Below are 22,533 nucleotides of genomic sequence, written 5' to 3' on the forward strand. Positions count from 1 at the left end.
GCGAACGGGCCCAAACGGTCAATCCATGCGCTCGACGCGCACCCGCAGGTCCAGCACGTGGCGGCGTTCCGGCTCTCGGGTGCGCAGCACCCGGGTGCCTTCCTCGAAGGTCTCCCGGCGCAGGCTGCTCAGGGGGATCCATTCCCCCAGATCCGCGGTCACCGTCGTCTCCACCGCCTGGCTGAGGCTGCGTCCGCCGCCGGCGGGATCGGGGCGCTCGCGCAGGCTGCGGATGTGCAGGCGCACCCGCTCCCCCGGCAGCAGCCGCGCCGTCACCAAAAAGCCCTCCTGCAGCCGCTGGCGTGTGATATGGGGCTCCACGGCGATGCCGCCGGGGACCGGCACCAGCCGTGCGCTCCCCTGGGGCAGGTTGCGCTCACCGCGCACCAGGGCCGTTTCCCCTTCCAGCAGCCGCAGGCTGCGGATGCCGGTGTCGCGGCGGGTGGTGATGCGGCGGCCGCCCTCGGTGTCCGCATCCGCCTCCCCCCATTGCAGGCTCAGGCGCAGGCCCGCCGCGGCCATGTCCAGATCGGCGACAGCCTGCTCCAGCTGCGCCAGGGTGGCGGGTTCGGCGCGGGCCACCAGGCGCATCCCCTCTCCGGTGAGGGTCTCCCCCGGGCCCAGCAGGGGCCGCAGCAGGGGGAGCAGGTCTTCAGCGGGACGGTGCTGCAGGGGGATGACCCGGATCGGCCGCTCCTTAGCCCCCGCCGGCAGCATCAGCTCCGGGGCCAGTAGGAGGACGGCGGAAAGGCCGAGGAACGGGCGTCGCTTCACAGGTAGAGGCGTCTCAGGTGGGGATCGGGCTCGGCCGCATCCCAAAGGGTCTGGAATTCGGCCATCAGCAATTTGGACCGGCGCGGGGCATGGAAATTCGCCGTGCCCTGGTGGCGATCCCCCCGGGGTTGGTGGATGCAGCCCACGCCGTCGGCGATGAGGAAGGCGTCCACACGGGTCTTGCGGTCCGCCTCGGACATGCGCATCACCTGGATGCGGCTGCTCAGGCGCTGCGCCAGCTCGATGAGGCCATGGGTGCGCCCCCGCAGGGGTTCGGGGTCCTGGATGAGGATGCGGATCTCGGAGTAGCGGCTGCGCCGTGCCAGCCGGGAACATTCCGCCACCAGTTCCCCTTGGTCGTAGAGGTCGGGATCCAGGTGCCGGCTCACCAGCTGCAGGCTGCGCCGGGCCTGTGCGGCCATGGCAAGGGTGGCAGCGAGCAGATCCGCGCTGCCTTCCAGGGGGACGTCGTCCCGGATCTTGCCCAGGATGGCCGTATCAAGGGGGGGGTGGGGGGATGGATCGGACATGGACGATCTCCCGGAAACGGAAGGACCCGCACGGGGCGGGTCCTTGGAACCGGATTGCCGGACCCGTAGGCCATGGGCCCGGTCTGCTCCGGAGGCGGCGGGATCAGCCGCGGGCCACGTAGGCTGTGCACCAGCCGTTGGCGTTCACCAGCTTGCCGGGGAACACGGCGCAGCCGCCCCATTCGGTCTGGCTGGGGTCGGTGTACAGCAGGCAGTTGATGCACTGCTGACCTTCCTGATAGGAATCGTGCTCGGAGGTGGTGGCGTCGTGCACGTAGCTCAGGGCCTTGGCCTCGGCGGAGTTCTCGTCCAGGCGTTCGGCGGCCGCCGCGGTGGTGGTCCAGCCCAGGCCGGCCAGGGGAACGGCGACCATGCCCGCCGCGCCGAACTTCATGAAGCTTCTACGGCTCATGTCTTGCTTCTTCATTGTCTTCTCCTAAGGTCTCGCGATGAGGGGGCGGGCGGGGCGGATGGCGGTTCTGTGCCACCTGTGTCCGCGACCCGCCCGGCGGGCGGCGCCCGTCACTGCAAACTACCGGCGGGCACCACGGGCAGACCCGCGGCGAATGATCCCGCCGATATTCCGATTAGTATCCAATAAATGCCTTCAAAGGACCACCCCCCGTTGGGTCTTGTGGCTCAGGAATCCATGCGCCGGAAGACCAGGGTCACGTCCCCCAGGGGCAGGCCGAACTTGCGCATCACGGCACGGTTGATGAGTACCCCGTCCTCGTGCAGGAACATCCAGTCGTCCATGCGCACCCGCCAGGTGCGCCCCCCCACGGGCAGGCGCAGGGTATAACGGAATTGGAAGGCCTGGCCGAAGAGGCGTCCCCGGGCCACCCCCTCCACATCATCGGCGCGGCCCTCGTAGGTGTGTTCGTCCAGGCGCCGCAGCCGCCAGACCCGCCGGTCCGTTTCCCCATCCGCGAAGGAGAAATCCTCCTCCAGGATCAGCTCCCCATCCTCGATGCGGCCCTGGATGTCCGCGGTGAAGGGCCGGTGGACCCGGCCGAAGCGGTCCTGGAACAGTCCCCAGGCCCGCACCGGGCCGTCGAAATAGGCCTCCAGGTCCAGCAGGGGGCGGGTATCGGCAAGGTCTTCGGGGCGCATGGCGTTCACCTCGCGGTTCGGCTTGGGAGGGGGTGGATCCCGGGCGGCCTCAGACCGGGGCCTCCAGGACGGTCTGCATCAGGTCGGTGTTGCGCGAGCGAAAGCCCGCCTCGCAGTAGGCGAGATAGAACCCCCACATGCGCAGGAAGGGCTCGTCGTATCCCAGGGCGCGGATGGCCGGGGCCTGTTCCTGGAACCGTCGGTACCAGCGGTCCAGGGTGCGGGCGTAGTCGGCGCCGAAGAAGTCCCGCTCCCGGGTGCGCAGGCCGGCGGCTTTGGCCTTGTCCTCGAAGGCCTGTACGGTGGGCAGCATCCCCCCGGGGAAGATATAGAGCTGGATGAAATCGGCGGCGCGGCGGTAATAGGCGAAGGCGGCCTCGGCGATGGTGATGACCTGCACGGTGGCGCGCCCTCCCGGAAGTAGGGCCCGGCGCACGGCAGCGAACCAGTCTTCCCAGAAGGCCTCCCCCACGGCCTCGAACATCTCGATGGAGACCACGTGGTCGAAGCGGTCCGTCACGTCCCGGTAGTCCTGCAGGCGCAGTTCCACCCGATCCCCCAGTCCCGCCGCCTGCAGGCGTTCCCGGGCGTGGTCCAGCTGTTCCTGGGAGAGGGTGATACCGGTGACCCGATGCCCCCGGCGGGCGGCGAATTCGGCGAACCCCCCCCAGCCGCAGCCGATCTCCAGGATGTGGGCGCCCGGGGTGGGTTCGAGGCGCTCCAGCAGCCGGGCGTATTTGCGCTCCTGGGCCGCCTCCAGGGGTTCGTCCTCCGCCGCGAACAGGCCACAGGAGTAGGTCATGCCCGCATCCAGCCACAGGCGGTAGAAGTCGTTGCCCAGGTCGTAGTGGAAGGCGATATTGCGCCGGCTGCCGTTGCGGTGATTGTCCCGCCGGCGATGGCGCAGATAATCGGCCAGGCGGGACCAGGGGGAGGCGTACACCAGGGTGCGCATGTGTTCCTGGTTCACCGAGCCCATGGACAGCAGGGTCTGCAGGTCCGGTGTGTCCCATTCCCCGGCCATGTAGCCCTCGCCCAGGCCCACGAGACCCCGGGACAGGAGCCGGCGCAGCAAGGCGCCGGGGCGGTGGATGCGGATGGCTGCGTCCAGGCCCGGATGCGCCCCCTGGATGGGGTGGGGGCGGCCGTCGGGCCCCGTCACCTGCAGGGATCCCTGGTGCAGCCGTTTGAGTTGCCACAGCAGGAAACGCAGGGCGGGGTCGGGCCGTTGGTTTCCCGAAACGGTATGGGTGTCTTCCAGGGACATCAGTCCGCCTCCTTCGCGGCCTTGTCCGGGGGCGGTTGGTAACGCCCCCCCTTGAGCCAGATCTTCAGGGCCTGCCAGTGGATGCCGAAGATCACCTTCAGGGTCATCAGGGGCATGGCGGCCACGGCCCTGAGCAGTTCGGCGTCGCAGAGGGGGCGGGCCTCCCCGGTCTGGGTGGCGGCCAGCATGAGCCGGTCGTGCTCATATTCATGGATGAAGACCCCGAGGCGCTCCCCCGGTTCCGCCAGGCGGAAGTGGTAGCGGGCCGCCATGCCGATGAAGGGGGAGACATAGAAGGCCTTGTCCCGGTCGGCCCGTACCGGCCATGTCATGGATTGTCCTGCGTCGTGCAGGACATAGTGATGACGCCCGCCGAAGGTGTTGCTCACCTCGCAGATCACCGCCCGCAGGTCCCCGTCGCGGTGATGGCAGTACCACAGGCTCAGGGGATTGAATACATAACCCAGGACCCGGGGGAAGCACAGCAGGCGGATAGGGCCGCCCTCCAGGTCCACACCGTGGCGGGCCAGCAGGGCATCCGCCCAGGGACGCAGGGGAGTGCCATCGCCGGGGCCGTGGTCTCGGGCGTGCAGGGAGAGGAGATTGAACCGGTCCACGGAGAACCAGCGCAGGCGGGTGTCCAGGGCCGGCAAGCGGTCCAGGTCCAGGAGCAGGCTGAAGACCCGGTAGGTGAAACGGTAGCGTACCGGGAAGAGCCGCCGGTGCATCACCCGGGTGCGGTAGAGGCGTCCGTCCTCGGGGGGGATGGGGGCAGGGGTCATGGTTTGGGGGCTCCCGCGCCGGCCGGGGCGGCGGTCTGCGGTGCGGGCCAGGGCGGGGTCACCCCCAGCCTGGAGGCCACGTCCAGGGCCGAGCGCAGGCCGTCCTCGTGGAAACCGTAACCCGTCCAGGCACCGCAGTACCAGATGCGGTCCTGACCCTGGATCTCCGGCAGGGCCGCCTGGGCCTCCATGGCCCCCCGGTCGAACACCGGGTGATGGTAGGTCATGCGCCGGATCACCGTGTCCTCCCGGGGGGGATCCAGGGGGTTGAGGCTCACCAGGTATTGGCGGGATTCCCGCAGGGACTGCAGGCGGTTCATCCAGTAGGTGACCGATACCTGATGCGCCGGGGCATCGGAAGGACGCCGCCGGGCCAGGTAGTTCCAGGAGGACCAGACGCGCCGGCGTTGCGGCATGAGCCGGGTGTCGGTATGCAGGAAGGTCTCGTTGGGCTGGTAGGTGAAGGCCTCCAGGACCCGGCCCTCGGCCTCCCGGGGGGATTCCAGGACCTCCAGGGCCTCGTCGGCGTGGCAGGCGAAGATCACCTGGTCGAAGTGGGCCTCGCCACCATCGTCGGTGAGGATCCGCACCTCCGGCTCCCGGCGTTGTACCGCCACCACCCGGCGGTCGGCATGCACCCCCTGCGGCAGGTCCTGCAGCATGCGCTCCACATAGGTCCGGCTGCCGCCCTGGACCGTGTGCCACTGGGGGCGTCCGGTGAGATCCATCAGGCCGTGGTTGGCGAAGAAGCGCAGGAACGCGGTCAGGGGGAAGTCCAGCATGCGCCGCGTGGGGCAGGACCAGATGGCGGCGGCCATGGGCAGCAGGTAGTCGTCCCGGAATCCGGGCCCGTATCCCGCCTGGATCAGGTAGCCCCCGAGGGTGATGTCCGGGGAGGCCCCCTCGGCCAGCAGGCGCTTGCCCGCCCGGTTGAAGCGCAGGATGTCCGCCAGCATGCGCAGAAAACGGGGATTGATGAGGTTGCGCCGCTGGGCGAAGAGGCTGTTCAGATCCGAGCCGGCGTATTCCAGACGGCCGTCGTCCACCGAGGCGGCAAAGGACATGTCCGTGGGCTGGGAGGTGATCCCCAGATGTTGGAACAGGGCCTTCAGGTTGGGGTAGTTGCGATGGTTGAAGACCATGAAGCCGGTGTCCACCCCCAGGGGGCCCCGGTCCCCCTGCACCGTCACCGTATGGGTGTGGCCACCGATGTAGTCGTTCTTCTCGTAGAGGGTCACGTGATGGCGGCGGGACAGCAGCCAGGCGGCGGCCAGTCCGGAAATCCCTGCGCCGATGACGGCGATGCGTTGCTCCATGGCGATATCCCCTGTCCTGGAAAGGATACTTATACACGAACTGTACAATCTTTGAGAATTGTTATACAAGGATCCTGAAGGCCCGGGGGCAGCACCCCGGGTCGGGGGCGGCCCCCGGGGTCGCCATGCCAGCGGCCTTACCGGATCGGAGGGAGACCCATGATTAATTCAGCGGCCCGCATCGCCGGGGACGAAGATGCAGCAGCCGGGGATGGCGCCCTCATGCCCACCGAGGAGTTGGCGGGCCTCTATCGCCGGGTGCTGGAAGGCCTGGGGGAGGATCCGCAGCGGGAAGGCCTGCAGGGCACGCCGCTGCGGGCGGCCCGGGCCATGCAGTTCCTCACCGGGGGGTATCACCAGTCCCTGGAGACCCTGGTGAATGGCGCCCTGTTCACCACGGACAGTGACGAGATGGTGCTGGTGAAGGATATCGAACTCTATTCCCTGTGCGAGCACCACCTGCTGCCCATCATCGGCAAGTGCCACGTGGCCTATATCCCCGATGGCCGCGTCCTCGGTCTGTCCAAGATCGCCCGCATCGTGGACATGTTCGCCCGCCGCCTGCAGATCCAGGAGAGCCTGACCCGCCAGATCGCGGAGGCGGTGATGCAGGTCACCGGGGCCCGGGGCGTGGGGGTGGTGGCCGAGGCGCGGCACATGTGCATGATGATGCGCGGCGTGGAGAAGCAGGGATCCGCCATGATCACCTCCGTCATGCTGGGCAATTTCCGCGAGGACGCCCGCACCCGCGCCGAGTTCATGGATCTGGTGCGGGGCTGACGGGGGCTCAGTCCGCCTTGGGCCGTGCCTTGATGTGCTCGAACGCCGCCAGGGCCGCGCGCCGGCTCTCGGCCAGGTCCACCACGGGCCGGGGGTAGTCCCGGTCCAGGTCCACCCCGGCGGCGCGCAGCACCGCCGCCGGGGCCTCCCATGGCCGGTGCAGGTGGCGGTCGGGTAGTTGGGCCAGTTCGGGCACCCAGCGGCGCACGTAGTCGCCCGCGGCATCGAAGCGTTCCCCTTGCAGCACCGGGTTGAAGATGCGGAAGTACGGCGCCGCGTCGGCACCGCAGCCGGCGGTCCACTGCCAGCCCAGGGTGTTGGCCGCCAGGTCCGCGTCCACCAGGGTATCCCAGAACCATCGGGCCCCCTCCAGCCAGGGGGCGCGCAGGTTCTTGGTGAGCAGTGAGGCGGTGATCATGCGCACGCGGTTGTGCATCCAGCCGGTGTGCCACAGTTCCCGCATGCCTGCGTCCACGATGGGCAGGCCCGTGCGCCCGTGGCACCAGGCCTCGAAGGGGACCTCCCGGGGATCCGCCAGGGGCAGGTCCTCGAAGCGCCGGTCCAGGGGGCGGGTGGGGGTCTGCGGGAAGTGAAACAGCAGGTGATGGGCGAACTCCCGCCAGCCCAGTTCGCTCAGGAAACGGTCCACGCCCCCTGCCGCGCGCTCCCGGGCCCGGGTGCAGACCGCCATCACCTGCCGCGGGCCGATCTCGCCAAAATGCAGGTGCGGCGAGAGGCGGGAGGTGCCGGTCCGCCCCGGCCGGTCCCTTCCCCGGTCATAGTCCTCCAGGGCCTTCTCGGCAAAACGCGCCAGGGCCTGCCGCGCCCCGGCCTCGCCGGGTTGCCAGGTGGCGGCCAATCCCGTGTCCCAGGGGATGTGTGGCAGCAGGTCCAGGGCCTCCACCGACTCCGTGGCGGGGGCCCCGGATAAACCCGGAAGATGTGCCGGGGCCGAAGGACCCGGGCTCTGGCGTTCCGCTCCCAAGGCGCGGCTGGCCTTCCAGAAGGGGGTGAAGACGCGATAGGGCTGACCGCTTCGGTTGCTCACCGCCCAGGGTTCCATGAGCAGGGCGGCGTTGAAGCTCTTCACCTCCAGCCCCTGTTCCCTTAGGGCGGCCTTGATCTCCCGGTCCCGTCGGATCACGGCGGGATCGTAGAGGCGATTCCATACCACCCGCTGCGCCCCGCTCTCCCGCACCAGTGCCTCCAGTGCCGTCCGGCTGGGGCCGCGGCGGATCACCAGGGGGGCACCGCGGCGGGCCAGTTCGCCGCCGAGGGCCTGCAGGCTGTGGTGCAGCCACCAGCGGGCCGCCGCCCCCGGGGCCCATTCCCCCTCTTCCTCGGGGGCGTGGATATAGACGGGGAGGATCCGCCCCCCCGCCTCCAGTGCGTGGATAAGGGCCGGGTTGTCCTCCAGGCGCAGGTCGCGGCGAAACCAGATGAGGGTGATGGACATGGGGCTAGATGTATCCGTCGTCCGCCGCCGGATCCTGCAGGCGGGCATGGATGGTCCCGGCCGCCCGCTGCGGGTCCGGGTCCAGGGGGATGAGGCCGGCCCGTTCCAGGGCAGGCGTGTGGGCCTTGGCGGCGGGGCCGGCGGCGAACACCGGTACCGGCAGGTGTGCGCTCCAGCGGGGCAGGGTCTTGCGCATCACCGCCTCCGCCAGGGGGGCGGGGCCCACCAGCACCACCGCGCCGGCGCCGCTGCGGGCCTGCAGGGTCCCCACGGCCTCCAGTTGTCCCGGACCGCACAGGCGCAGGACGCGCAGGTCGTGGGTAGCCAGGAGCAGGGCCAGCATGTCCGCTTCCAGGCCGTCCCCCTGGCGGGGGTAGGGGCAGAGGGCCACCGCCGGGCCGCTGGCATGGCTGGCCTCATGGCGGAAGCGGCAGCCCAGGGTGGGCCGGGCCCAGGCACGGAAGAACTGCAGGGCCGCCAGGGCCTGGGGGCCGCCGCCGTCCTCCACCAGGCTGCGGTGCACCGGCGCCAGCAGCCGGGGGATGACCTGCTGCACCGGGAACAGGGACAGGGCATCGGCGTAGATGCGTTCCAGGGCGTGGTGATCGAAGGCGGCGGCGGCCGCCTGCAGGTCCCGCCGGTATCCCGGCCAGACCCCGGTGGCGGGTGTCTCACCCGGTTCGGGGGCGGGGGATTCCAGCAGCGGGGCCACCTGGCCGATGGAGACCCCCTGGTCCAGCAGCTCCAGGATGCGGCGGATGCGGTGCACGTCTTCCGGGCTGTAGAGGCGGTGCCCCTTGGCGGTGCGGCGGGGATTCACCAGGCCGTAACGGCGTTCCCAGGCCCGTAGGGTCACCGGGTGGACGCCGGTCATGGCGGCTGCGGTACGGATCGGGAACAGTCCTTCGCCCTGGGGTGTCCGCTGCGCGGAAGGGGAGGTGTCGATCATGGTGCTATTGTACAATCGTTGTATAATTTTTGGATAGTCGGCAGGTACAGGCCGATTGGAGGAGGACGCATGCAACAGGCGCAGACGGGGTCCGGTGGGGATGGCGGTGTCTTCTGGCTCGTGGGGGCCAGTTCGGGGATCGGCCGGGCCCTGGCCCTGCGCCTGGCGGCCGCGGGCTGGCAGGTGGCGGCCACCGCCCGGCGTGCCGAGGCCCTGGAGGCCCTGGCCGCGGAGGCCCCGGGTCCGGGGCGGGTGGTCCCCTTTCCGGGGGACGTGACCGACGCCGCCGCCATGGCGAAACTGGCCGCGGCGGTGGAGGCGCATCTCGGGCCCGTGGACCGGGCCCTCTTCAATCAGGGGGATTACGAGCCCATGGGGCTGGATGCCTTCGATCCCGCCCTGTTCGAACGCCTGATGCGGATCAACTACCTGGGGATGGTCAACGGCCTGGCGGCGGTGATGCCCGCCATGATCCGGCGCGGGCGGGGGGAGATCCTGCTCACCGCCAGCCTGGCCGGCTACCGGGGGCTGCCCCGGGCCGCGCCCTACGGTGCCTCCAAGGCGGCGGTGATCAGCATGGCGGAATCCCTGCAGCCGGAACTGGCGCAGAAGGGGGTGCGCCTGAGGGTGATCAATCCCGGATTCGTGCGTACCCCCATGACGGACAAGAACCGTTTCCCCATGCCCTTTCTCATGGAGACGGACGCGGCCGTGGAGGCCATCCTGCGCGGCCTTGAGGGGCGGAGATTCGAGATCCGTTTCCCGCGGCCCTTCGCCCTGATCATGCACGGGTTGCGCCTGTTGCCCTATGGGGTGTTCCTGCGTATCACGCAAAGGATGCTCAAGCCATGAGCGAGTCCACCGAGACCTGGGCCCGGCGCTATGCCGCCTTCTTCTCCGAACTTTCTGAACCGGACCTGGAGCGGTTGGGGGAGATCTTCGAACCCGAGGCCCGGTTCAAGGATCCCTTCAATGATGTCACCGGCCTGGAGGAGATCCGACGGGTCTTCCGCCACATGTTCCGCCAGTGCCCGAAACCGCGTTTCTATCTCCACTCCTGGGCGGTCCAGGGCAACACGGCCTTCTTCCACTGGCGCTTCACCGACCGGGAGGATGATGCCGACGGCCGCCTGCGCCTGGATGTGGACGGGGTGAGCCGTGTCCTCTTCAACGAGGCCGGCCGGGCCGTCAGCCATGTGGACTACTGGGACCCGGCGGAATACCTCTACGATCAGATCCCCGTGGTGCGGGGGATCCTGCGCCTGCTGCGGCGCCGCATCGGGGCCTGAGCCGGTCCATCCTCAGAACGCCAGGGCCTCGCGCACGATCCCGTCCAGGAGGGACTCCACCCGTTCCAGGCACTCCCGGCTGGCATCGTCACCGCCCCCGGCGGGGCGGCGGTAGCCCATGTGGATGACCCCGGGTTCGTGCACCGTCTCGTAAAGGACGATGACGTAGGGGCAGTAGACGATGTTGCGCGGGTCCGCCTCCATCATCCGCCGGGAGTGTACGGCGCTGCAGAATTCCAGGGCCTGGGCGTGGCGGTACACCGGTTCCCCCTCCACCGCATCGCGGGTGCGTTGGAGCATGTCGGCGATGTGGGCCACGTTGTTGATCACGATGCCGCGGCCGGTGATGGCGATCTCCAGGGCATCCCGGTAGAGCTGGAAGTCCCCTTCCACGCTGTAGAGACGCATGTGGGGGGTGACGTGGTCCGGTTCCAGGGCCAGGGCCGGCGGGCAGAGGGTCAGGCACGCCAGGATCAGGGGGGTGCAGAGCTGGGTCAGGGGTTTCATGGTCTCCTTCCTCCGGGTGGGTCGGTGTCTCCGTACAGATGGCCGGCATGCAGCAGACGTGGGCGCCAGTAGGGGTGGTCCAGGCGCTGGGTGCTTACCCTGCGCCCGCTGGAGGGGGCGTGCACGAAGCGTCCCTCGCCGATGTAGATCCCCACGTGGTTCACGCCGCCTCCGCCGGTGCGAAAGAACAGCAGGTCCCCGGGGCGCAGGGCCGTGGTGGGGATCCGGTGGGCCGCACGGCTCTGGGCGGTGGTGGTGCGTGGGGGATTCAGTCCCGCCTGGCGATGGCTATGCCAGACCAGGCCGCTGCAGTCGAAGCCCTGCTCCGGGGTGCGGCCGCCATAGCGGTAGGGGGTGCCCACCTGACTCAGGGCGCTGAACACCACCCTCTCCCGCAGCGGCGGCAGCGGCTCGTCGGGTCCCTTTACGGTGCGTGGGGGAGGCGAGGCGCAGGCCGCCAGCAGCAAGGTCAGGGTGCAGACCGCGGCATGGGCCGCCGTCCGCCGCCAAGGCCGCGGGGATGGGACCCTCCCCGCCATGGATCAGTCCCCCGTGTCCCCCGGCGGGGGCACGATGCGGCGCAAGGTGTCCAGCGGCGGTTCCCCCCGGGCATCGATGGTCACCACGGGTTCGTCGTCCCCCAGGGGGTCGTGGTGCCGCAGCTGATGCTCCAGCACCGACAGGTCGGCGTCCGATGCATCCGCGTTCGCCTCAGTGCGCTCCCGCACCCACTGCCGCAGCAGGTCCGCCGGGGCCTGGTAGTCCAGGATGACGAAGGGCAGTCCCCGCCCCCGGGCGATATGGGCGAAGCGGTCCCGGCGCGGGCGTTCCAGGAAGGTGGCGTCCACGATCACGCTGTGGCCGGCGTCCAGGATCTCCCCGGTCAGGCGGGCCAGGTGGTCGTAGGTGTGTTCGCTGCGTTCCCGGCTGTACAGTCCCTCGCCCACGGCCGCGTCCCCCCGCTGTGTGGCCTCCAGGCCCGCCATGCGCTTGCGCTCCACATCGGAGCGGATGCGCACCGCCCCCAGCTCCTCCAGGATGGGCTGGCTGATGCTGGTCTTGCCGCTGCCGGAGAAGCCGTGGTTGATGAACAGGGCCCGGTCCCGGGGCTGGGTGAAGTCCCGGGCCAGTTGCAGGTAGGCCATGAACTCGGCCTGCTGGCGTTCGGCCTCCGCCGCCTCCAGTCCCTCCTGGCCCAGGCGGATGGCGGCCACCTTGGCCCGCACCATGGCCCGGTAGACCTGGTAGAAGTCCAGCAGGGCCAGGCCGGCGTAGTCGCCGGTGCGTTCCAGCCAGGTGTTGAGCACGCGGGCGGCGAGGCCGTGGGCGCCGCGGTCGTGCAGGTCCATGGTGAAGAAGGCCAGGTCATTGACCACATCGATCCAGCGCATGTCGGCGTTGAACTCGATGCCGTCGAAGAGCAGGGGTTCGCCGTCCACCAGGGCCATGTTGGCCAGGTGCATGTCGCCATGGCATTCCCGGATGCGCCCCTCCCGGCGGCGCGCCTCCAGCCGCGGGGTGAGGGCATCGAAGCGGGTCCGGGTCCAGGCCTCCACCGCCTCCAGCATCTCCAGGGCCCGGGGGTCATCGCTGAGGGCGCGGATCTGGCGGAAGTTCTCCTCCATGGGGGCCAGCACCGCCGCCGGGGTACCGTAGTCGCTGTCCTGCGGGGCGATTTCGGCCGCCTCGTGGAAATCGGCGATGCGCAGGGTCAGGGTGTCCATGAGCCGCGCCGACAGCCCTTCGCGTTCATGCAGCCGGTCCAGGGTGCACCCGGGATCGAAGCGGTGCATGCGCACGGCATATTCCAAGGCGGGATCCGTGCCGTCGAACACGGGTCGATCGGGGTCTCCGGAAAAGGCCACCACCCGTTCGTAGATCTGCGGTGCCAGGCGGCGGTTGAGCCGGATCTCCTCTTCGCAGAAGAAGCGCCGCCGCTCCAGGGTGCTGAAGTCCAGAAAGCCCAGGTCCAGGGGCTTTTTGATCTTGTAGGCGTAGTCGCCGGCCAGGAGCACGGTGGAGATGTGAGTCTCGATGCGCTCCACCCGGTCCACGGGATGGGGGTAGGCCGTGGGGGACTGCAGCGCCATGAGCAGGCGCTGCTGCGTTGTGTGCTGATCGCTCATGCCGATGTGACAGGCCTCCGATCGTCGCCGCCGGTGGGCGGTTATAGTAAGGTCTACCCCCACGGATCCTACTCCATTCCCCCGGTATGGCCAAACGCAGCCGCGCATCGGATTCCCGTAGTTCCTCCCCCCGCAAGGGGCGGCAAAACGCCTCCCGGAACCCGTCTTCTTCAGGGACCGGCCATCCGGTGCGACGGCGCCGGTGGCTGGTCCCGGCCCTGGTGCTCGCCGCCCTGGGGGCGGTGGTTGGCCTGGGTGGGTATACCGTGCACCTGGACCAGCGCATCCAGGCCCAGTTCGAGGGCAAGCGCTGGTCCCTGCCGGCCCGGGTCTTCGCGCGCCCCCTGGAGCTCTATGCCGGCCAGTCCCTCACCCCCGAGGAGCTGGAACGGGAACTGGGGCTGCTGCACTACCGTCAGGGGGGGGATGCCAGCGGCCATTACCGTCGGGAGGGGGATACCCTGACCCTGCACACCCGGGGCTTCCCCTTCCCCGAGGGCTATGAGGGGCCACGACGGGCGCGGGTGATCTTCCGGGGCGGGCGGGTGCATGCCCTGGAGGACCCGCAGACGGGCGCTGCCCTGGCGCTCCTGCGCCTGGAGCCGGCCCTCATCGCCAACATCTACCCGCGTCACGGGGAGGACCGCCTGCTGGTGCGCCTGGAGGACGTGCCCCCGGCCCTGGTGCAGACCCTGCTGACCGTGGAGGACCGCCGCTTCCTTCACCACTTCGGCGTGGATCCCCAGGGCATCGCCCGGGCGGCCCTGGCCAATCTCCGCGCCGGGCGGGCGGTGCAAGGGGGCAGCACCCTTACGCAGCAGTTGGTGAAGAATTACTTCCTCACCCCGGAGCGTACCCTGGTGCGCAAGTTCAACGAGGCCATCATGGCCCTGCTGCTGGAGTGGCGTTATTCCAAGGCGGAGATCCTGGAGGCCTATCTCAACGAGGTTTTTCTGGGACAGCAGGGGGCAAGGGCCATCCATGGCGTGGGTATGGCCAGCCAGTTCTATTTCCGCGAACGGGTCTCCGAACTGGATTGGCCGCAGATCGCCCTGTTGGTGGGCATGATCCGCGGGCCCAGTTACTACAATCCCCGGCGTCATCCAGAGCGCGCCCTGGAGCGGCGCAATCGGGTCCTGGCCATGCTCCGGGATCAGGGGCAGATCTCCCCGGAGACGGCGCAAAAAGCCATGCAGGCCCCCCTGGGGGTGAGCGAGCGGGTGCCCGCTGGCAGTACCCCCTTCCCGGCCTTCCTGGAACTGGTGCAGGCCCGTCTGCGCCAGGACTATCGTGAGGCGGACCTGAGGGAGGAGGGGCTGATCATCCTCACCACCCTGGATCCGCGGGTGCAGCTGGCGGCGGAGGAGGCCCTGCGCACGCGTCTGCGGCGCTTGGAGTCGGAACGGGGGTTGCCACTGGGGCAGCTGGAGGGGGCCGTGGTGGTGACGGCGGCGGACAGCGGCGAGGTCCTGGCCCTGGTGGGGGGGCGGGATGTGCGCCGTGCCGGTTTCAACCGGGCCCTGCACGCCCGCCGTCCGGTGGGCTCGGTGATCAAGCCCTTCCTCTATCTGACCGCCCTGTCCCGGCCGGAACGCTTCACCCTGGCCACGCGCCTGCAGGATACCCCACTGCACCTGGAGATGGACGATGGAGAGGTCTGGTCGCCGCAGAACAGCGATCGGGAATACCACGGCGCCGTCCCCCTGCAGGAGGCCCTGGTGCATTCCTACAACGTGGCCACCGTGCGCCTGGGGCTGGAGGTGGGCGTGGAGCGGTTCGTGGACCGGCTCCGGCGGCTGGGTCTGGAACGGGAACTGGAACCCTATCCCTCGCTGCTTTTGGGGGCGGTGGAGATGACGCCCCTGGAGGTGAACGGCCTCTACCAGGTGCTGGCCTCCGGTGGCTACCGCCTGCCGCCCCGGGCCATCCGCGCGGTGCTGGACCGGGAGGGGAGGCGGCTGCGCCGCTATGGCCTCTCCCTGAACCGGGTGGCCGAGCCGGGGCCGGTGTACCTGGTGATCGCGGCATTGCACCAGGTGACCCGCAGCGGCACTGCGCGTTCCCTGGGCTGGCGTTTGCCGGAGGCGCTGCCGGTGGCGGGCAAGACCGGCACCACCGGCGACCTGCGGGACGCCTGGTTCGCCGGTTTCAGCGGCGATCTGGTGGGCGTGGTCTGGGTGGGGCGGGACGACAACGGTCCCACGGGCCTGAGCGGGTCCTCCGGGGCCCTGCCGATCTGGGCGGAGGTGATGGGTCGGGTTTCCCGCCAGGGGCTCGCGCCCTCGCGCCCCGAGGGGGTGGTGTGGGTGCCGGTGGACCCGGCCACCGGCCTGCGGGCCGGGGAGGGCTGCGACCCGGTGCGCTGGATGCCCTTCCTGAACGGGTCCGTGCCGGCCGAGCGGGCCCCCTGCGCCGAACCGGAACCGCCGCGGCCGTCCGCCGGGGCGCCTTCCTGGTGGCCGGGGTGAAGACCCGGAAAGGGTCTGCCGGGGGGTTCGGGATTCAGACGCTCGCCGCCGGGATCTGCATGGTCACGCAATGCAGGCTGCCGAACTGGCGGATCAGTGGACGGCAGTCGATGCCCACCACCTCCCGCCCGGGGAAGACCTGTTGCAGGGCCGCCAGGGCGGTGGCGTCGGCGGGATCGTTGTAGGTGGGCACCAGCACCGCGCCGTTGAGGATGAGGAAGTTGGCGTGGGTGGCCGGCAGGCGGCGGCCTTCCAGGTCGTGGATCGGGGCAGGCAGGGGCAGGGGGATGAGCCGGTAGCGCCGGCCATCGGCGGTACGCAGGGCCTCCAGTTCCCGGGTCATGGCCGCCAGCGGCCCATGGTGCGGGTCCCCGGGGTCGTCGCAGGTCACGTGGGCGATGGTCTGCGCGTCGCAGAAACGGGCCAGGGTGTCCACGTGGCCGTCGGTGTCGTCCCCCTCCAGGTGACCGTGCTCTAGCCAGAGCACCCGATGCACCCCCAGGGTATCCCGCAGCATCGCCTCCACGCCGGCGGCATCCAGGTCCGGGTTGCGGGTGGGGGCCAGCAGGCAGGAGCGGGTGGTGAGCAGGGTGCCGGCGCCGTCGCTGTCGATGGCCCCGCCTTCCAGCACCCGTTCCACGGGGCGCAGGGGCAGATCGCCGAAGGCCCCCTGGCGGTGGAGCCTGCCGGTGAGGGCGTCATCCGCATCGGCCGGGTATTTGCCCCCCCAGCCGTTGAAACGGAAATCCAGCAGTACGGGGTGGCCGTCCTCCAGCACGGTGATGGGGCCATGATCCCGGGCCCAGGTGTCGTCCGACGGGGCCAGGGCGGTCACCACCCGTTCCATCACTGCGCCCGCGCCGGAGAGCATGCGGCAGATGCGGACCTCGTGGGCCTCGTCGCGGCAGACCACGATGAGCCCCTGGCGGAGGGTCACCTCCCGGGCGATCTGCACGAAGACCTCTTCGGCCTCGTCCAGGATGGGGGCCCAGTCGGTCTGTGGGTGCGGCCAGGTGAGCAGTACGGCGCTCTGCGGCGCCCATTCGGCGGGCAGGACGGTCATCACGGTTCCGCGTCGGGGGATGGGCTGCGCTGCGCGGGGGCCTGCACCACCGTGTGCAGGACATAGCGGCCCTCGAATACCACGGTGAAGCCGGGATAGACCCAGCGGCTGATGGGGGGATCCCCAACCGCGGGCTGGCGCGATTGGGGTTCGCCGTAGCGGCGCAGCACCGTGTCCCGGTCCATGCCCCGGGGTGGGGTCCAGGGGGCCTGGATCACCTGGCGCTGCCCTTCGGGGAGACGCAGGATGTCCGCCCCGGCTGAGGGAAGGCAGAGGGCGGCGGCAAGCCCCAGGTAGAAGATGGGTCGTGCGGGCATGGCGGCGCTCCGGCGCGATGGATAAAACACAAGTTTGATCGCTGGACTATAGCACCCCCCCACTGGGGCCGAAACCAGCCGGCTGGGAGGCATCCCCCGCCCATGTCCCCGGGGCCGGGGAACGGGTATGATCCTGGCCGCCCCTTCACCCAAGAGGACCTGGATGGATTTCCCCGATCCCCTGCTGCCCGGCACCCTGGAGCGCCGCTACAAGCGCTTCCTGGCGGATGTGTATCTGGACGATGGCCGCCGGGTGACGGCCCACTGCCCCAACACCGGGTCCATGATGGGCTGCTGCACCCCCGGGGCCCGGGTCTGGCTCAGCCATCGAGAAGATCCCCGCCGCAAGCTGGCCTATACCTGGGAGCTGGTGGAGGCGGACGGCACCCTGGTGGGCATCCATACCGGACGCAGCAACGCCCTGGTGGTGGAGGCCCTGGAGGCCGGGCGTCTGCCCACCCTGGCCGGGGCCCATCGGGTGCGGCGGGAGGTGGCCTATGGCCGTGAGCGCAGTCGCATCGACCTGCTGCTGAGCCTCGCGGGGCAGGACTGCTACGTGGAGGTGAAGAACGTCACCGCCGCCGTGCAGGGGGATACGGCCCTGTTCCCGGACGCGGTATCCACCCGGGGCACGCGCCATCTGCGGGAGCTGATGGCTATGGTGGAGGCCGGTCACCGCGCCGCCCTGGTCTTCTGCGTGCAGCGGTCGGACGTGGAGCGGGTGCGCCCGGCCGACGAGATCGATCCGGAATACGGACAGTGGCTGCGCCGGGCCGCGGCGGCGGGGGTGGAGGTGCTGGCCCTGGGGGCACAGGTCTCGCCCCGCACCATCCTGCTGGAGCGGAGCCTGCCCGTGGACCTGGATGCCATAGGCAATCCGCCCGCGCTGTGATGTAATCGCGCCATGTTCCGTCCCCTCGAACTCTTTATCGGCCTGCGCTACACCCGGGCCCGTCGCCGAAATCACTTCATCTCCTTCATCTCCCTGATCTCCATGCTGGGGATCGCCCTGGGGGTCACGGCGCTCATCACCGTGCTCTCGGTGATGAACGGCTTCGAGCAGGAGCTGCGCGAGCGCATCCTGGGGATGGCCGCCCATGCCACCCTGTCGGAGTTCGATGGCCGCTTGCAGGACTGGGAGCAGGTCATGGCACAGGTGGCCGATGCCCCCCATGTGCAGGGGGTGGCCCCGTATGTGGAAGGGGAGGGGATGTTCGCCAGTGGCAACCGGGTCAGCGGCGCCCTGGTGCGCGGCGTCGAGCCCGCCCTGGAGGCGCGGGTCTCCCGGGTGGGGCAACACATGATCCAGGGCGAGATGGAGGATCTGCAGGCCGGGGGCTACGGCGTGGTGCTGGGGCGTGAACTGGCCCGGGCCCTGGGGGTGGGCCTGGGGGACCGGGTGACCCTCATCACCCCCAAGGCGGCGGTCACCCCTGTGGGGGTGCTGCCGCGCATGCGCCGCCTGACGGTGGTGGGGGTCTTCGAGGTGGGCATGTACGAGTACGACCGGGGCACCGCCTTCCTGCACCTGGATGATGCCCGTACCATCTACCGCATGGACGATGCCGTATCCGGTCTGCGCCTGAGGGTGGACGACCTGATGCGCGCCCCCATCATCGCCCGGCAGTTGGCGGCGGACCTGGAGGGGCGCTTCTGGGTGAACGACTGGACCCGTCAGCACGCCAACTTCTTCCGCGCCGTGCAGACGGAGAAGACGGTGATGTTCATCATCCTCTCGCTGATCGTGGCGGTGGCCGCCTTCAACATCGTATCCACCCTGGTGATGATGGTGGTGGACAAGCAGTCGGACATCGCCATCCTGCGCACCCTGGGGCTGTCCCCGCCCGGGGTGATGGGGGTGTTCATGGTGCAGGGGACGGTCATCGGCCTGCTGGGCACGGTGCTGGGGGTGATCGGCGGCGTCACCCTGGCCCTGAACGTGGAGACCATCGTCCCGGCCATCGAGTCCCTGCTGGGGCGCCAGTTCCTGCCGGCGGACGTCTACTACATCTCCGACCTGCCCTCGGACCTGGATCCACGGGACGTACTGCAGGTGGGCCTGCTGGCCTTCGGCCTGACCGTGGTGGCCACCCTCTATCCCGCCTGGCGCGCCTCGCGCACGCAGCCGGCCCAGGCCCTGCGCTACGAATGAGGTCCGAGATGCCGATGCCGCAAGCCGAAACCGACACCGCCCCCGTCCTCCACTGCCGCGACCTGCGCCGCACCTTCGACGAGGGGGCGATGCAGGTGGAGGTGCTGCGCGGCGTGGACCTGGACGTGGCCCCGGGGGAGAAGCTGGCCATCGTGGGCACCTCCGGCAGCGGCAAGAGCACCCTGCTGCACCTGCTGGGGGGGCTGGATCTGCCCACTGGCGGCACGGTATCGGTGTGTGGCCAGGACCTGGCCGGCCTCTCGGACACCCGCCGGGGGCGGCTGCGCAACACCCATCTGGGCTTCGTCTACCAGTTCCATCACCTGTTGCCGGAGTTTACCGCCCTGGAGAACGTGGCCATGCCCCTGCTGGTGCGGCGCGAATCCCCGGCCCGGGCCGCCGAGGCCGCCCGGGCGCTGCTGGAACGGGTGGGCCTGGGGGAGCGCGCCGGCCATAAGCCGGGGGAGCTCTCCGGCGGGGAGCGCCAGCGCGCCGCCATCGCCCGCGCCCTCATCACCCGGCCCCGGGCCGTGCTCGCGGACGAGCCCACGGGCAACCTGGACCGGGGCCGCGCCGAGGAGATCTTCGAACTCATGCTGGAACTCAACCGGGACTCGGGTACGGCCCTGGTGATCGTCACCCATGATCTGGATCTGGCGGCGCGCACGGACCGGATCCTGCTGCTCTCCCACGGCCGCCTGTCGCCGAAGCAGGACTGAGGCCCTCGTTCAGCGCCGCGCCCCGGGCCGTCGGCGCCTCTCCCGCAGCCGGTGCAGGATATGCAGCCGCCACAGCAGGCGCACCGCCACATAGCTCCCCAGCCCCGCCACGGTGGACAGGATCAGACTGCCGGTCACCAGGGGCTTCCAGATCTCCAGCAGCTCGCCGGTGAACCACTCCAGACTCAGTTCCATGGAGAAGCCCCGTGCCGGGCTGTCCAGCACCCATCGCCCCAGGGTGTAGGCGGCGTAATAGATGGGGGCGAAGGTGAGGGGGTTGGTGATCCAGACCAGCATCACGGCGATGGGCAGGTTCACCCGCAGCATGATGGCCAGGGCCGCCGCCAGCAGCATCTGCCCGGGCAGGGGCAGGAAGGCCGTGAACAGGCCCACGCCGAAGGCCCCGGCAGCGGAGCGCCGGTTCAGGTGCCACAGGAAGGGATCGTGCAGGATGGCCCCGAACAGCCGCAGGGCCTCGTGCTGGCGGATGCGCTGGTAGTCTGGAAACAGGTCCTTGATGAGCTTTTTGGCCATGGCGTGATATAGAGTATGGATGCCGTCCTGCCGGGTGGACCACCCGCGGGAGCATGGAACTGGTTCCAGGGAATGGAGATGGCGCTGCGGGCATGGGCCTTCCTGGCCGGAGTCTTGCTATTGCACGGGCTGGGGCAGCTGCCGTCCCCCGCCTGGATCCTGCTGCTGCCCCTCGCCCTGCCATTGTACCGGGCACCGCCGCCCCTGCCCCTGCTGGCCTGGGGGCTTGCGGGGTGCCTCTGGGCCCTGGCCCATGCCCACTGGGTGGTGGGACCGCCCCTGCCCGCGGAGCTGGCCGGCAGCGAGCGCATCGTCACCGGCGTCATCTATGGTCTGCCCGAGACCCGCGGCCGGGTGACCCGCTTCACCCTGGAGGCGGTCTCCGTCCAGGATTCCTCCTGGCGCGGGCGGATACGGGTGGGCTGGTACGGGGACGCCCCGCCCCTGGCCCCCGGGGAGCGCTGGAGGATGACCCTGCGGCTGCGCCCGCCCGGGGGGATGCGCAATCCCGGCGGTTTCGATTATGAGGGCTGGTTGTTTCGGCAAGGTGATCGCGCCACCGCCTACGTGCGGGATGCCGACAGCGCCCACCGTATCGGATACAGCGGGGCCCCTATCCACGGGGTGAACCGTCTGCGGGGGGCGCTGGCGGCGGGGATCGACACGGCCCTGGGCCCCCAGGCCCCCTTCGCCGGTATCCTCCAGGCCCTGGCCGTCGGGGACCGCTCGGGCATCGGCCCGGGGCAGTGGGACACCCTCATCGCCACCGGCACCAACCACCTCATGGCCATCTCGGGTCTGCACGTGGGCCTCACCGCCGGTCTGGGCTATGCCCTGGTCCTGGCCCTCTGGCGCCGGGTGCCGTTCCTGGCCCTGCGCCTGCCGGCGCAGCGGGCGGCGGTGCCGGCGGCCTTGGCCTGTGCCCTGGCCTATGCCGCCCTGGCGGGATTCTCCGTGCCCACCCAGCGGGCCCTGGTGATGCTGCTGGTGGCCCTGGGGGCCCTGTGGTGGCGCCGCACGCAACGCCCCGTGCAGACCCTGTCCCTGGCCCTGCTGGCGGTGCTGCTGCTGGATCCCCGTTCGGTATTGGCCTCCGGGTTCTGGCTCTCCTTCGCCGCCGTGGGGGTGATCCTCTACGTCATGGCGGGACGCACCGGACCCGCCGGCGGCGTACGTGTTTGGTGGCGGGTGCAATGGGCGGCGGGTCTGGGGCTGCTGCCGCTGACCCTGGTCCTGTTCCAGCAGGGGTCGCTCATCTCCCCCCTGGCCAATCTGGTGGCGGTGCCCTGGATGAGCTTCGTGGTGGTGCCCCTGACCCTGGCCGGGGCGGCCCTTGCCGCCGTATCGGCGCCGGCGGCGGCGCTGTCCTGGGACCTGGCCCATGGGGCCGTGGGCCTGCTCTGGCCGCTGCTGGAGTTCCTGCAGACCCTGCCCGGGGCTCATTGGCGCCATACCGCCCCGGCCTGGACCGTGATTCCCGCCCTGCTGGGGATGGCCTGGCTCCTGGGGCCGAAGGGGCTGCCCGCCCGCTGGCTGGGGCTGCTGCTGATCCTGCCCCTGTTGTGGCCGCCGCGTGCGGAGATCCCGGAGGGGGGCTTCCGGCTCACCCTCCTGGACGTGGGGCAGGGGTTGGCGGCGGTGGTGCGCACCCGGGCGCATACCCTGGTCTATGACACCGGCCCCCGTTTCGGGCCCCGCTTCGATGCGGGCGAGGCGGCGGTGGTGCCTTACCTGCGGCATGTGGGCCGGTACCGGGTGGACCGGCTGGTGATCAGTCACGGGGACCTGGATCATGCCGGGGGCGCCGCCAGCCTGGGCGCACACTTGCCGGTGACCGAGGTCCTCAGTCGCGATCCGTCCCGGTTCTCCGGCCGTGCCTGCCGCGCCGGGGAACGCTGGTCCTGGGACGGGGTGGCGTTCACGGTGCTGCATCCGCCGCCTTACTGGGGGGATGACAATGTCTCCTCCTGTGTGCTGCGGGTGCAGGGGCCGGGAGGGTCCGTGCTCCTTCCCGGGGACGTGGAGGGGTTGGGGCAGTCGGTGCTGCTGCGCCGCGCGGGAGAGGCTCTGAAGGCCGATGTCCTGGTGTTGCCCCATCATGGCGCCGGCGGCGCCCTGCCGGCGGACTTCCTGGAGGCGGTCTCGCCGCGGCTGGCCCTGGTCAGCCGGGGTTTCGACAACCGCGCGGGTCATCCTGACCCGGCGGTGCGGGCGCGGCTGCGCAATCGGGGTATCCCGCTGCTGGATACCGCCCTCTCCGGGGCGCTGCGGGTGGAGGTGCCGCCCCAGGGGATCCGGGTCGCCCCGGGGTACCGCCATGCGGCGCGGCGGCACTGGCACCGCTGAACCGGCCTTGGCCTTTGCCCCGGCCGATCAAGTATCATGCGCGGC

At 70.2% G+C, this 22,533-nt stretch carries 23 protein-coding genes; 8 read left to right on the top strand and 15 right to left on the bottom strand.

From position 1 onward, the window contains the following. Window positions 1-18 precede the first annotated feature (18 nt). The 7 genes from BM214_RS03550 to BM214_RS03580 form a co-directional block, all read right to left on the bottom strand. Window positions 19-774: a hypothetical protein gene (locus tag BM214_RS03550; RefSeq protein WP_143096339.1), complete on the bottom strand. Its 756-nt coding sequence runs from the start codon at window positions 772-774 to the stop codon at window positions 19-21. Further along, window positions 771-1,304, bottom strand: coding sequence for a DUF7931 domain-containing protein (locus tag BM214_RS03555; RefSeq protein WP_090483833.1), 534 nt, complete (start codon window positions 1,302-1,304; stop codon window positions 771-773). Before BM214_RS03555 ends, BM214_RS03550 begins: the two co-directional genes overlap by 4 nt. A gap of 103 nt (window positions 1,305-1,407) precedes the next feature. Continuing rightward, window positions 1,408-1,731: a high-potential iron-sulfur protein gene (locus BM214_RS03560; RefSeq protein ID WP_090483834.1), complete on the bottom strand. Its 324-nt coding sequence runs from the start codon at window positions 1,729-1,731 to the stop codon at window positions 1,408-1,410. A gap of 212 nt (window positions 1,732-1,943) precedes the next feature. After that, window positions 1,944-2,417 (bottom strand): DUF3833 domain-containing protein, encoded by a 474-nt coding sequence (locus BM214_RS03565; protein ID WP_090483909.1) that lies wholly within the window; start codon window positions 2,415-2,417, stop codon window positions 1,944-1,946. A gap of 49 nt (window positions 2,418-2,466) precedes the next feature. After that, window positions 2,467-3,684, bottom strand: coding sequence for an SAM-dependent methyltransferase (locus tag BM214_RS03570; RefSeq protein WP_090483835.1), 1,218 nt, complete (start codon window positions 3,682-3,684; stop codon window positions 2,467-2,469). Next, window positions 3,684-4,466 (bottom strand): DUF1365 domain-containing protein, encoded by a 783-nt coding sequence (locus BM214_RS03575; protein ID WP_090483836.1) that lies wholly within the window; start codon window positions 4,464-4,466, stop codon window positions 3,684-3,686. Before BM214_RS03575 ends, BM214_RS03570 begins: the two co-directional genes overlap by 1 nt. Beyond that, window positions 4,463-5,782, bottom strand: a complete 1,320-nt coding sequence (locus BM214_RS03580) for an NAD(P)/FAD-dependent oxidoreductase (protein WP_090483837.1) — start codon at window positions 5,780-5,782, stop codon at window positions 4,463-4,465. The genes BM214_RS03575 and BM214_RS03580 overlap by 4 nt, the downstream gene beginning before the upstream one ends. 222 nt (window positions 5,783-6,004) lie before the next feature. On the opposite strand from BM214_RS03580, the gene folE reads away from it, so the two are divergent. Then, window positions 6,005-6,562: a GTP cyclohydrolase I FolE gene (gene folE, locus BM214_RS03585; RefSeq protein ID WP_244887835.1), complete on the top strand. Its 558-nt coding sequence runs from the start codon at window positions 6,005-6,007 to the stop codon at window positions 6,560-6,562. Window positions 6,563-6,569: 7 nt separating this feature from the next. On the opposite strand, the gene BM214_RS03590 is transcribed toward folE, so the two are convergent. Beyond that, window positions 6,570-8,018 (bottom strand): cryptochrome/photolyase family protein, encoded by a 1,449-nt coding sequence (locus tag BM214_RS03590; RefSeq protein WP_090483839.1) that lies wholly within the window; start codon window positions 8,016-8,018, stop codon window positions 6,570-6,572. Between the two features lie 4 nt (window positions 8,019-8,022). Further along, on the bottom strand, window positions 8,023-8,892 hold the full coding sequence (locus tag BM214_RS12370; RefSeq protein ID WP_177217567.1) for a MerR family transcriptional regulator: 870 nt from the start codon (window positions 8,890-8,892) through the stop codon (window positions 8,023-8,025). 144 nt (window positions 8,893-9,036) lie between these two features. Between BM214_RS12370 and BM214_RS03600 the strand changes: the two genes are divergently transcribed. Both BM214_RS03600 and BM214_RS03605 read left to right on the top strand, forming a co-directional pair. After that, complete coding sequence (locus tag BM214_RS03600) at window positions 9,037-9,819, top strand: SDR family NAD(P)-dependent oxidoreductase (RefSeq protein WP_090483840.1); 783 nt, start codon at window positions 9,037-9,039, stop codon at window positions 9,817-9,819. Next, complete coding sequence (locus tag BM214_RS03605; protein ID WP_090483841.1) at window positions 9,816-10,256, top strand: nuclear transport factor 2 family protein; 441 nt, start codon at window positions 9,816-9,818, stop codon at window positions 10,254-10,256. Before BM214_RS03600 ends, BM214_RS03605 begins: the two co-directional genes overlap by 4 nt. Before the next feature lie 12 nt (window positions 10,257-10,268). Here BM214_RS03605 and BM214_RS03610 read toward each other — a convergent pair whose 3' ends face one another. From BM214_RS03610 to BM214_RS12950, 3 genes are read right to left on the bottom strand one after another with little or no spacing between them, the layout of a single operon-like run. Then, window positions 10,269-10,763, bottom strand: a complete 495-nt coding sequence (locus BM214_RS03610) for a DUF302 domain-containing protein (RefSeq protein WP_090483842.1) — start codon at window positions 10,761-10,763, stop codon at window positions 10,269-10,271. Then, on the bottom strand, window positions 10,760-11,302 hold the full coding sequence (locus BM214_RS03615; protein ID WP_090483843.1) for a C40 family peptidase: 543 nt from the start codon (window positions 11,300-11,302) through the stop codon (window positions 10,760-10,762). The genes BM214_RS03610 and BM214_RS03615 overlap by 4 nt, the downstream gene beginning before the upstream one ends. 3 nt (window positions 11,303-11,305) lie before the next feature. Beyond that, window positions 11,306-12,889, bottom strand: coding sequence for a bifunctional aminoglycoside phosphotransferase/ATP-binding protein (locus tag BM214_RS12950; RefSeq protein ID WP_090483844.1), 1,584 nt, complete (start codon window positions 12,887-12,889; stop codon window positions 11,306-11,308). An 86-nt stretch (window positions 12,890-12,975) separates the two neighbouring features. Here BM214_RS12950 and mrcB point away from each other — a divergent pair, with 86 nt between their 5' ends. Then, complete coding sequence (mrcB, locus tag BM214_RS03625) at window positions 12,976-15,357, top strand: penicillin-binding protein 1B (protein WP_090483845.1); 2,382 nt, start codon at window positions 12,976-12,978, stop codon at window positions 15,355-15,357. Between the two features lie 34 nt (window positions 15,358-15,391). Here the strand turns inward: mrcB and BM214_RS03630 are convergent, their stop codons facing one another. Then, window positions 15,392-16,420 carry an agmatine deiminase family protein gene (locus BM214_RS03630; protein WP_090483846.1) on the bottom strand — a complete coding sequence of 343 codons (1,029 nt, stop codon included), beginning with the start codon at window positions 16,418-16,420 and terminating at the stop codon, window positions 15,392-15,394. After that, window positions 16,420-16,737, bottom strand: coding sequence for a hypothetical protein (locus BM214_RS03635; RefSeq protein ID WP_244887826.1), 318 nt, complete (start codon window positions 16,735-16,737; stop codon window positions 16,420-16,422). The genes BM214_RS03630 and BM214_RS03635 overlap by 1 nt, the downstream gene beginning before the upstream one ends. Window positions 16,738-16,900: 163 nt before the next feature. On the opposite strand from BM214_RS03635, the gene sfsA reads away from it, so the two are divergent. From sfsA to lolD, 3 genes are read left to right on the top strand one after another with little or no spacing between them, the layout of a single operon-like run. Next, entirely contained in the window at window positions 16,901-17,629 is a 729-nt protein-coding gene (gene sfsA / locus BM214_RS03640) for a DNA/RNA nuclease SfsA (RefSeq protein WP_090483847.1), read from the top strand. Window positions 17,630-17,641: 12 nt separating this feature from the next. Beyond that, on the top strand, window positions 17,642-18,889 hold the full coding sequence (locus tag BM214_RS03645) for a lipoprotein-releasing ABC transporter permease subunit (protein ID WP_090483848.1): 1,248 nt from the start codon (window positions 17,642-17,644) through the stop codon (window positions 18,887-18,889). A 14-nt stretch (window positions 18,890-18,903) separates the two neighbouring features. Next, on the top strand, window positions 18,904-19,608 hold the full coding sequence (lolD, locus tag BM214_RS03650) for a lipoprotein-releasing ABC transporter ATP-binding protein LolD (protein ID WP_090483911.1): 705 nt from the start codon (window positions 18,904-18,906) through the stop codon (window positions 19,606-19,608). Window positions 19,609-19,617: 9 nt separating this feature from the next. On the opposite strand, the gene BM214_RS03655 is transcribed toward lolD, so the two are convergent. Continuing rightward, a complete protein-coding gene (locus BM214_RS03655) occupies window positions 19,618-20,142 on the bottom strand; it encodes a DUF2062 domain-containing protein (protein WP_090483849.1) in 525 nt (174 codons plus the stop codon). Between the two features lie 78 nt (window positions 20,143-20,220). Between BM214_RS03655 and BM214_RS03660 the strand changes: the two genes are divergently transcribed. After that, a complete protein-coding gene (locus tag BM214_RS03660; RefSeq protein WP_090483912.1) occupies window positions 20,221-22,488 on the top strand; it encodes a DNA internalization-related competence protein ComEC/Rec2 in 2,268 nt (755 codons plus the stop codon). The last annotated feature ends 45 nt before the right edge of the window (window positions 22,489-22,533 follow it).

It is taken from the genome of Ectothiorhodospira mobilis (assembly GCF_900114895.1).
Taxonomy (GTDB): domain Bacteria; phylum Pseudomonadota; class Gammaproteobacteria; order Ectothiorhodospirales; family Ectothiorhodospiraceae; genus Ectothiorhodospira; species Ectothiorhodospira mobilis_A.